The 9,158-nt window shown below is 70.7% G+C and carries 11 protein-coding genes and 1 pseudogene; 1 reads left to right on the top strand and 11 read right to left on the bottom strand.

The annotated features are described in order from the left end of the window. The first annotated feature begins 111 nt into the window (after positions 1-111). Entirely contained in the window at positions 112-1,245 is a 1,134-nt protein-coding gene (locus HPY23_RS18360) for an acetyltransferase domain-containing protein (protein ID WP_280142904.1), read from the top strand. Between the two features lie 16 nt (positions 1,246-1,261). Here HPY23_RS18360 and HPY23_RS18365 read toward each other — a convergent pair whose 3' ends face one another. The 11 genes and pseudogenes from HPY23_RS18365 to HPY23_RS18415 form a co-directional block, all read right to left on the bottom strand. Beyond that, positions 1,262-1,948 carry a DUF2490 domain-containing protein gene (locus HPY23_RS18365; RefSeq protein WP_244537591.1) on the bottom strand — a complete coding sequence of 229 codons (687 nt, stop codon included), beginning with the start codon at positions 1,946-1,948 and terminating at the stop codon, positions 1,262-1,264. 161 nt (positions 1,949-2,109) lie between these two features. Next, the gene (locus HPY23_RS18370) at positions 2,110-2,307 is read right to left on the bottom strand and encodes a hypothetical protein (protein ID WP_091887137.1); all 198 of its coding nucleotides are present in this window, start codon (positions 2,305-2,307) and stop codon (positions 2,110-2,112) included. Between the two features lie 57 nt (positions 2,308-2,364). Next, complete coding sequence (locus HPY23_RS18375; protein WP_175539970.1) at positions 2,365-2,748, bottom strand: DUF6481 family protein; 384 nt, start codon at positions 2,746-2,748, stop codon at positions 2,365-2,367. Between the two features lie 3 nt (positions 2,749-2,751). Then, on the bottom strand, positions 2,752-2,973 hold the full coding sequence (locus HPY23_RS18380) for a hypothetical protein (RefSeq protein WP_060848483.1): 222 nt from the start codon (positions 2,971-2,973) through the stop codon (positions 2,752-2,754). 90 nt (positions 2,974-3,063) lie between these two features. Then, the gene (locus tag HPY23_RS18385) at positions 3,064-3,273 is read right to left on the bottom strand and encodes a cold-shock protein (protein ID WP_060848484.1); all 210 of its coding nucleotides are present in this window, start codon (positions 3,271-3,273) and stop codon (positions 3,064-3,066) included. A gap of 332 nt (positions 3,274-3,605) precedes the next feature. Further along, complete coding sequence (locus HPY23_RS18390; protein ID WP_060848485.1) at positions 3,606-4,748, bottom strand: oxidoreductase; 1,143 nt, start codon at positions 4,746-4,748, stop codon at positions 3,606-3,608. Positions 4,749-5,033: 285 nt separating this feature from the next. Next, positions 5,034-6,506 carry an Asp-tRNA(Asn)/Glu-tRNA(Gln) amidotransferase subunit GatB gene (gene gatB, locus HPY23_RS18395; protein WP_091887139.1) on the bottom strand — a complete coding sequence of 491 codons (1,473 nt, stop codon included), beginning with the start codon at positions 6,504-6,506 and terminating at the stop codon, positions 5,034-5,036. Between the two features lie 88 nt (positions 6,507-6,594). Continuing rightward, entirely contained in the window at positions 6,595-6,858 is a 264-nt protein-coding gene (locus HPY23_RS18400) for a hypothetical protein (RefSeq protein WP_091753717.1), read from the bottom strand. Positions 6,859-6,899: 41 nt separating this feature from the next. Continuing rightward, the gene (gene gatA, locus HPY23_RS18405; protein WP_091887141.1) at positions 6,900-8,393 is read right to left on the bottom strand and encodes an Asp-tRNA(Asn)/Glu-tRNA(Gln) amidotransferase subunit GatA; all 1,494 of its coding nucleotides are present in this window, start codon (positions 8,391-8,393) and stop codon (positions 6,900-6,902) included. A gap of 70 nt (positions 8,394-8,463) precedes the next feature. Next, positions 8,464-8,751 carry an Asp-tRNA(Asn)/Glu-tRNA(Gln) amidotransferase subunit GatC gene (gatC, locus tag HPY23_RS18410; RefSeq protein ID WP_048429481.1) on the bottom strand — a complete coding sequence of 96 codons (288 nt, stop codon included), beginning with the start codon at positions 8,749-8,751 and terminating at the stop codon, positions 8,464-8,466. Positions 8,752-8,852: 101 nt separating this feature from the next. Further along, a pseudogene (locus HPY23_RS18415) lies at positions 8,853-9,158 on the bottom strand (hypothetical protein); the annotation flags it as partial.

Raw genomic sequence — 9,158 nt, forward strand, 5'->3', positions numbered from 1 at the left:
CATCGCCGCCTGCCTGACCCGGCGCGGCATCCCCAAGCCCCGCGGCGGCCGGGTCTGGACGCCGCCGGACGTGCGCCGGCTCCTGTCGCGGCTCGCGGACGAGGCCGCCTCGTGACCGCCGGCCCCCGCCCGCCGCGCATCGCCGCGATCGACGCGCTGCGCGGCCTCGTCATGCTGCTGATGCTGGTCGACCACGTCCGCGAGTTCTTCTTCCTGCACGCCCAGGTCCGCGATCCGATGGACCTCGCGGTCACGTCGCCCGGCCTCGCGGCGACGCGGCTCACCGCGCATCTGTGCGCGCCGGTCTTCCTGCTCCTCACCGGGCTCTCGGCCAGCCTCTATGCCGGCCGCCACGGGCCGGGGGCGGCCTCGCGCTTCCTCCTCACCCGCGGCCTGTTCCTGATCGCGCTCGAGCTCACCCTCGTGAACCTCGCCTGGACCCGCAGCCTGCTGCCGCCGGTCCTCTACCTGCAGGTGATCTGGGCGATCGGTCTCAGCATGATCGCGCTCGCCGGCCTGATCCGGCTGCCCCGGCCGGCGCTCGTCGCGGTCGCGCTCGTCGTCATGCTCGGGCACAACCTCCTCGACGGGATCGTGCTGGCGCCCGACCATCCGGGCTACGTCGCGTGGTCGATCCTGCACCAGCGCGGCTTCATCCCGCTGCCCTGGGGCGTGGCCCGGACCTCCTATCCGGTCCTGCCCTGGATCGGCGTGGCGGCGGCAGGCTACGCGCTCGGCCCGTGGTACGCCCTGGAGGCGGGGGCTCGCCGCCGCCGGCTCCTGGCCCTCGGGGCCGCCGCCCTGGCGTCGTTCGTGGCGCTGCGGGGCCTGAACGGCTACGGCGACCCGACGCCGTGGCGGGCCGGGGCGGATCTCGGGGCGAGCGCCCTGTCGTTCCTGAACCTCACCAAGTACCCGCCCTCGGCCGACTTCCTGCTCGCGACCCTCGGCCTCGGGCTGGTGCTGCTCGCCCTGCTCGAGGCGCTGCCGGCCCGGCGGCTCGCCTGGCTCACGGTGTTCGGCGGCGCACCGCTGTTCTTCTACCTGGCGCATCTGTGGCTGCTGCGCGGGCTGCACGACCTCCTCCTCGCCCTCGGCTTCGGGGCGGAGGGCCGGGTCTCGGCGGACGCGCCGTGGCAGCTCTGGCCGATCGCGGCGCTCCTCGCCCTGCCGCTCTACGGCGCCTGCCGCTGGATGGTGGGGGTGAAGCGGCGCGGGCGCCACCCGGTCCTGAGCTACCTGTAGGTTCGCCGGGACGGTATCACTGGCGCAGGAAGAGGTTCAGCGACACGATGTGGTCCATCGCGACGCGCCCGGCTGGGGCCCGGGCGGTCTGGTTCATGTAGCCGAATTCCAGGGTCGACGGCCCCTGCAGCGGGATTTCCAGCCCGACGAAGGTGCGGACGCGGTCGAAGCCGGCCCGTGCGCCCCAGTCCGTGTCGTTGAGCGCGGCGAAGACCTCGGTCCAGGCGAGGGCGGCGACGCCCCGCGTCTCGCCGGTCAGGGGCACGGCGGCGCGCAGCATCTGGCGCAGGCGAAACCCGGTGTCGCGGCCGTTGGTCTGGAATCTCTGCTCGAACCTCGTGCGGGAGGAGAGCTTCATCCGCTCGATCGTCCCGATTTCCCAGCCGATCTGCTGAAAGCTGCGATCCTCCGAGAAGGACCGCCCGGTCAGCGGCGTGGTCTCGACCCGGGCATAGCCCTGGTAGAGGGTGAGCGCGTCGTTGATCGCCCAGCCGACGGCCGGGCGCACGATGAGCTGGTCGAGCCGCGAGGGGCCGTCGCCGAAGCGCGGCTGCACCTCGGCGAAAACCGCGAACGACCCGATGCTGCCGAAGGCCGTGGCGTTGATCCAGAACTGCCCGTCCTGCTCGACCTGTGCCGCCGCCGGCAGGGGGCAGGCGGCGAGCCAGAGGGCGGGGAGCAGGAAACGGGGAAATCGGGTCACGGAGCGGGCTCCCATCGGGAGCCCGACCGCCGCACGGAACCGAGCGGCTGGAATCTCCCCGACAGGATGGACGAGCGACGGCGGCCGTTTATTGCCGCCCTCCCGCCTCTTGCCGCCGCTGTGACGCGGCGGCCACAGGCGTGGGCCGGTGGGACGGATCCTCAATGCAGGGCGACGATCTCGCTCTCGCGCACGGCGCGCTCGCCCTTCATCGACCGGATGCGGTAGGCGGCCTCGCCGGTGCGGTCCTCCGGCATCAGCCGCACGACCTCGAACACGTCGATGTCGCTGGCCAGCGCGTCGGAGATCACTGAGCGGACCATCCGCACCTGCTGGTGGAGCTTGAACTTGTACGGCATCGGGCCAGTCCCTTCCTGGTTGACGTGGGGCCGGGGCAGCCCCCCGGGTCCCGGGACTCAGCCCCGCTTGCGCGCCTTGCGGGCGGCGTAGCGGGCGTCGCGGGCGGCCTTCTGGTCGATTTCCCGCTGCTCGGCCGCGACGGCGGCCTCGGCGGCGAGCCGGATCTCGTCCGCCGCGGCGACCTCGCGCTGGCGGGTCTCCTCGGCGCGGGCCTCGGTTTCGCGGACGAGCCGCTCGGCCTCCTGGACCGCGCGCTCGGCGTCGCGCTCGGCCTGGCGGGCGGCGCGGGCCTCGGCGACGGCCTGGCGCTCCGCGCGACGGGCGATCAGTGCCGGGTCGTCGGCGGTGCTGCGGGCCTGGAACCGGCCGAGCATCGCCTGGCGGGCGGCCGCGGCGGTGCCGAGGCGATCACCCAGGGGCGCTTCCTTGAACTTGCCCATCGCTCAGACCCGGCTGATGGCGAGGGAACGGACCGGGCGCGCGAACCGGTCGGCGAGGTGCCAATGCAGCTCCCGCACCGAGTGATAGCGGTAGGTCCGGTCGATCAGGTGGCTGACGTCGCGCGGCGTGCCGCCGGCATGCTGCCAGATCTGCTGCACCTGGAACGTGGCGGGCTCGATGCGCGCCTGGTCGGGACGGGTCTCGGAACTGAACGTGAAATTCACTCAGGAACAATCTGTTGGAGGTCTGGCCCGCATCGCGTGCGGGTGGGGAGATGCGGCTGAAACCACCCGCATCCCGATCGCAAGAAAACCTTACGCGGCGCGCAGGTTGCCGGCGGACTGCTTGCCGCTGCGACGGTCGGTCTCCATCTCGTAGGAGATCTTCTGGCCCTCGTTGAGGGACTGCATGCCCGACCGCTCGACGGCGGAGATGTGCACGAACACGTCCTTGCCGCCGTCATCCGGTTGGATGAAGCCGAAACCCTTTTGGACGTTGAACCACTTCACGGTGCCGGTCGTCATTGTCGTATCCATGATCTGCAAGCATATGGCGGAGCTCGGCGCGCGGGTCCGCAGCGCCAAGGCTCGATTCAATCGACGGATTTGGAGCGAGTGGCAGAGCTTGCGCCAGCACGAGGCGGCGGAGAGGCTCGGTAATCAGGCCAACAATCGATCCGTCATTTGTAATTTATTGAAATCGAGATAGCAAGGCATCCGCGAAAATATTTGTCGTCATCGGCAGCGTGACCGGAAAATCTGCAAAAAACCGCTGGGAAACAGCCGGGTTTTTCTCGCTCAAGGCGCTGCCGACGCTGACGATTCCGCGTCTCGTGCGGGGGGCCGCTCCCGGCCGGTCAGGCGCTCCCGGCACCCGGGGCAGGCCAGCCGATGCAGGCCTCGTGGGCGCGGAAGTTGCGCAGCCACCAGCCCCAATCCTCCGGCACCAGGGCGAAGGGGTCGGGATGCGCGAGCTCCCGCGCCGCCCAGACCGGCCAGTGCGGGTTCGACAGGGCCGGGCGGCCGAGGAAGACGAGGTCGATCAGTTCGTCGCGGATCACCCGGTCGGCCACCGCCGGCAGGCCGAGATTCCAGCTCACGCCGACCGGGATCCCGATCTCGCGCCGCACCCGTGCGCCGCGCTCGACCATGAACGCCATGCGGGCGAAGGGCGGGTCGGTCATCGCGTCGGTGTTGAAGCCGATCGACAGGTCGGCGAGGTCGAGGCCGTGCGCCGTCATCCGGCCGACCGCCGCCACCGCCTCGTCGAACTGCACGCCGTCGGGGTGGAGGTCGTCGGACCCGAGCCGCATGGTCAGCGGCAGGCGCTCGGGCCAGACCGCCCGGACGGCGTCGAGCGCCTCGAGGTGGAAGCGCAGCCGGTTGTCGAACGAGCCGCCGTAGCGGTCGTCGCGCTGGTTGGCGAGCGGCGAGAAGAAGCTGGCGCCGAGATAGCCGTGGGCGAAGTGCATCTCCAGCCACTCGAACCCGGCCGCGACCGCCCGGCGCGCGGCGTCCGCGTAGGCCCGGTGGATGCCGGCGATCTCCGCGACGCTCAGCGCCTCGACCGGGTAGGTGTAGCGGCCGCCATACGAGATCGGGGAGGGGGCCTTGAGCTGCCAGCCGTCCGGGTGGTCGGGCGGCAATTGCAGCTTGCCCTCCCAGGGCTTCTGCTCGCTGCCCTTCCGCCCGGTATGGCCGAGTTGGATCGCCGGCACGCCGCCCATCTCCTTGATGATGCGGGTGACGCGGGCCAGGCCCTCGACGTGCCGGTCGTCCCAGAGGCCCGCGCAGGCGCTGGTGGTGCGCCCCTCCGGCGTGATGGCGATCTGCTCGGGAAAGACGAGGCCGAACCCGCCGGCCGCCCGCGAGCCGTAGAGCATGACGTGGTAGTCGCCCACCGCCCCGTCGACCGAGCGATGCATGGTCATCGGCGACATTGCGATCCGGTTGCGGAGCGTGACGTCCTTCAGGGTGAAGGGGCTGAACAGGTCGGGCATGGGGCCTCGCGGGAGGTGCGAACCGTCCCGCCGGAAGGCCGCTCGCGAGGGTATGGAGCCGGGGCGGGGGCCGGCAAGGGAGTGTCGGCGCCGGGGGCGATCCGCCGCGGGAGGGAGTGCGACGCCCCGAACTTCCCCCTCTGCGCAGGGCTGTCCGGGAAAAGATGAGGCGCGGGTTTCCCCTCTCCCCGCCCGCGGGGAGAGGAACGAACCCGCGCCAACTTTCTTCCCCGGAATGCCCTGCCTCTGCGGGCAAGGGTTCGGGCGGGCGCCGTCGAGCTTGCGCTACTCGATCCCGAGCTTCGCCTTCAAGAGCGCGTTCACCGCCGCCGGGTTGGCCTTGCCGCCGGTGGCCTTCATGGTCTGGCCGACGAACCAGCCGAGCAGGGTGGGCTTGGCCTTCGCCTGCTCGACCTTGTCGGGGTTGGCCGCGATGATCTGGTCGATCGCCGCCTCGATCGCGCCGGTATCGGTGACCTGGCGCAGGCCCCGGCTCTCGACGATCTGGCGCGGCTCGCCGCCCTCGCTCCAGACGATCTCGAACACGTCCTTGGCGATCTTGCCCGAGATGGTGTTGTCGCCGATGAGGTCGACGATCGCGCCGAGCTGGTCGGCCGAGACCGGGCTGTCCTCGATCGACTTGCCTTCCTTGTTCAGGCGGCCAAACAGCTCGTTGATGACCCAGTTCGCCGCGATCTTGCCGTCGCGGCCCTTGGCCACCGCCTCGAAGTAATCGGCCGAGGCGCGCTCGGCCACCAGCACCGTCGCGTCGTAGGCCGAGAGGCCGTAGGTCTCGATGAAGCGGGCCTTCTTGGCGTCGGGCAGTTCCGGCAGGCCGCTGGCGAGCCCGTCGACGAAGGCCTGGTCGAATTCGAGCGGCAGCAGGTCCGGATCGGGGAAGTAGCGGTAGTCGTGCGCCTCTTCCTTCGAGCGCATCGAGCGGGTCTCGCCTTTGTTCGGGTCGAACAGGCGGGTCTCCTGGTCGATCGTGCCGCCATCCTCGATGATGGCGATCTGGCGCCGCGCCTCGACCTCGATCGCCTGGCCGATGAAGCGGATCGAGTTGACGTTCTTGATCTCGCAGCGGGTGCCGAAGGGCTCGCCGACCTTGCGCACCGAGACGTTCACGTCGGCGCGCAGGTTCCCCTTCTCCATGTCGCCGTCGCAGGTGCCGAGGTAGCGCAGGATGGTGCGCAGCTTCGTCACGTAGGCCTTGGCCTCCTCCGAGGAGCGCAGGTCCGGCTTCGAGACGATCTCCATCAGCGCCACGCCCGACCGGTTGAGGTCGACGAAGCTCATCGTCGGGGACTGGTCGTGCAGGGACTTGCCGGCATCCTGCTCGAGGTGCAGGCGCTCGATCCCGACCGTGATGCTCTCGCCGTCGGGGAGGTCGACCAGGACCTCGCCCTCGCCGACGATCGGGCTCTTGTACTGGCTGATCTGGTAGCCCTGGGGCAGGTCCGGGTAGAAGTAGTTCTTCCGGTCGAACACCGAGCGGTGGTTGATCTGCGCCTTGAGGCCCAAGCCCGTGCGCACGGCCTGCGCGACGCATTCGCGGTTGATCACCGGCAGCATGCCGGGCATCGCGGCGTCGACCAGCGAGACGTTGTCGTTCGGCTCGGCCCCGAAGGCGGTCGGCGCGCCGGAAAACAGCTTGGAGCGGCTGGTGACCTGGGCATGGATCTCCATGCCGATCACCACCTCCCAGTCGCCCAGCGCGCCCTTGATCAGCTTCTTGGGGTTCACGGGAGCGGTCATGGCGGTCTTCTGTCTCTCGGGCGGTTCGCCCTCTCGCGTCCGGGAGAGGGGTGCGTTTGCGCCTAGTAGGAAGGGCGGCGCGCGAGCGTCAAGCGCGCGGCGCGATCACCCTCCGGGCGGAGTAGCCGATGATCGCGTAGATCAGCGCCGCGCCGGTACGGACCGGAAAGAAGGTCGGCAGCTCGCGTCCGATCGGCGCCGGCCACGGCACGCCGATCCCGGTCAGCACCCACGACACCAGTACGGAGGCGACCAGCGCGATCATCGCGACGAGGACGACCTTGCCGAACTGGTCCGCCTTCCAGCCGAGATAGAGCGCGAGCCCGATCAGCACCGGATCGAACGCCGCCATGATCCAGACGGCGGGCGGGTAGTAGGGAACGGTGGGGTGGTTCACGCCCACCACGCCTGCGGCAGGGCGATGCGGCCCGCCGCCTCCTCGATCACCTGGCCGGCGGCGAACAAGGTCTCCTCGTCGAAGGGACGGCCGATGAGCTGGAGACCGAGCGGCAGGCCCTGCGCATCGAGGCCGGCCGGCACCGCGAGGCCCGGGAGACCCGCCATGTTCACCGTCACGGTGAACACGTCGAGGAGGTACATCTCGACCGGGTCGGCCTTGGCCTTCTCGCCGAAGCCGAAGGCCGACGACGGGGTGGTGGGGGTGAGGATCGCGTCGACGCCCGAGGCGTAGACCTGTTCGAAGTCGCGCTTGATCAGCGAGCGGATCTTCTGCGCCCGGACGTAGTAGGCGTCGTAGTAGCCGGCCGAGAGCACGTAGGTGCCGATCATGATCCGGCGCTTGACCTCGCGGCCGAAGCCCGCGGCGCGGGTCGCCTCGTACATCCCGGCGATGTCCTTGCCCGGAACCCGCAGGCCGTAGCGCACGCCGTCGTAGCGGGCGAGGTTCGAGGAGGCCTCGGCCGGGGCCACGATGTAGTAGGCCGGCAACGCGTACTTGGTGTGGGGCAGCGAGACCTCGACCACCTTGGCGCCGGCGTCGCGCAGCCAGTCGGCGCCCTGCTGCCACAGCCGCTCGATCTCGGACGGCATGCCCTCGACCCGGTACTCCTTCGGGATGCCGATGGTCAGGCCCTTGACGCCGCGGTTCACCGCCGCCTCGAAGTCGGGCACCGGCAGGTTCACCGACGTGGTGTCCTTGTCGTCGTGGCCGGACATCGAGGTCAGCAGGATCGCGGTGTCGCGCACCGTGCGGGCGATCGGCCCCGCCTGGTCGAGGGACGACGCGAAGGCGACGGTGCCCCAGCGCGAGCAGCGGCCATAGGTCGGCTTGATGCCCACAGTCCCGGTGAAGGCCGCCGGCTGGCGGATCGACCCGCCGGTGTCCGTCGCGGTGGCGCCCAGGCACAGGCGGGCCGCGACGGCCGCGGCCGAGCCGCCCGACGAGCCGCCGGGCACCAGCTTGGTGTCGGAATCCTTGCGCCGCCAGGGCGAGATCACCGGGCCGTAGGCGCTGGTCTCGTTCGACGAGCCCATGGCGAACTCGTCGAGGTTGAGCTTGCCGAGCATCACCGCGCCGTCGCGCCACAGGTTGTGGGTGACGGTGGATTCGTAGTGCGGCTGGAAGCCCTCGAGGATCTTCGAGCCCGCCGTGGTGACGACCCCGTGGGTGCAGAAGAGGTCCTTAATGCCGAGCGGCAGGCCCTCGAGCGGCCGGGCCTCGCCGGCGGCGAGCTTCTGGTCGGCGACGTCGGCCATGGCCAGCGCCCGGTCGGGCGTCTCGAGCAGGTAGGCGTTCAGCACGCGCGCCTTCTCGATCGCGTCGATATGGGCCTGCGCCAGCTCGCGGGCGGAGAACTCCTTCGCCCGCAGGCCGTCGCGGGCCTGCGCCAGGGTGAGGTCGGTCAGCTCTGCCGGCTTGGTGGTCACGATCGTTTCGTCCTGTCGCGGGCCCGCACGGGCCGCCTGGATGCCTGAATCTCGCGGAGACGCCCGAGGGCTACTCGACGACCTTCGGCACCACGAAGTAGTTGTCCTCGGTCAGAGGCGCGTTGAAGACGATCTCGCGGGCGTGGCCGCCATCGGTGATCACGTCCTCGCGGCTCTTCATCGCCATCGGGGTCACCGAGGTCATCGGCTCGACGCCCGACACGTCGACCGCGTCGAGCTGCTCGACGAAGGACAGGATGGCGTTGAGCTCGTCCTGGAGCGGGGCCACCTCCTCGTCGGTGACCGCGATCCGCGCCAGGTGCGCGATGCGCCGGACCGTCTTGGCGTCGACCGACATGGGCACTCCGTTCGGGGGAAATCCACTACCCGGGCACGGGTCCCGGTCGCCCGGCGCTATAGCACCGCGTTTCGCGCTGCCGCAACGGGCGGGCCTTCGCCTCAGGCGGCGGGCATCCGCACGGGCATGGCCGCGATGGCGTGCGCCCGGGTCGAGGGCACCTCGATCAGCACCGCCCGCGGCTTGAAGTGTCGGCGCGCCTCCATGCTGCCGGTATAGAGGATTGCGGCGGCGGTGAGCAGCATCAGCTTGTGCTTGCGCGGCATGCCGGAACGGGCGGCCACGACCGGAGTCGCGGCCTGCGAAGCCGCCGAGGGGCTCGCGACCTGCCGCAGGCGCCGGCCGATGGCGAGGATCGCCTCGGCGGGCACCCGGCGGGCCGGGGCGGCCGCGGCGCGGGCGAAGCG

The organism is Methylobacterium ajmalii, assembly GCF_016613415.1.
GTDB lineage: Bacteria > Pseudomonadota > Alphaproteobacteria > Rhizobiales > Beijerinckiaceae > Methylobacterium > Methylobacterium ajmalii.

What these genes read in the sequence shown, in the direction of transcription:
- HPY23_RS18390 (WP_060848485.1), bottom strand. Translation starts at nt 4,748, where the DNA reads ATGCCCGACCTGTTCAGCCCCTTCACCCTGAAGGACGTCACGCTCCGC.
- gatC (WP_048429481.1), bottom strand. Translation starts at nt 8,751, where the DNA reads ATGTCGGTCGACGCCAAGACGGTCCGGCGCATCGCGCACCTGGCGCGG.
- gatB (WP_091887139.1), bottom strand. Translation starts at nt 6,506, where the DNA reads ATGACCGCTCCCGTGAACCCCAAGAAGCTGATCAAGGGCGCGCTGGGC.
- HPY23_RS18370 (WP_091887137.1), bottom strand. Translation starts at nt 2,307, where the DNA reads ATGCCGTACAAGTTCAAGCTCCACCAGCAGGTGCGGATGGTCCGCTCA.
- HPY23_RS18375 (WP_175539970.1), bottom strand. Translation starts at nt 2,748, where the DNA reads ATGGGCAAGTTCAAGGAAGCGCCCCTGGGTGATCGCCTCGGCACCGCC.
- HPY23_RS18400 (WP_091753717.1), bottom strand. Translation starts at nt 6,858, where the DNA reads ATGGCGGCGTTCGATCCGGTGCTGATCGGGCTCGCGCTCTATCTCGGC.
- HPY23_RS18385 (WP_060848484.1), bottom strand. Translation starts at nt 3,273, where the DNA reads ATGACGACCGGCACCGTGAAGTGGTTCAACGTCCAAAAGGGTTTCGGC.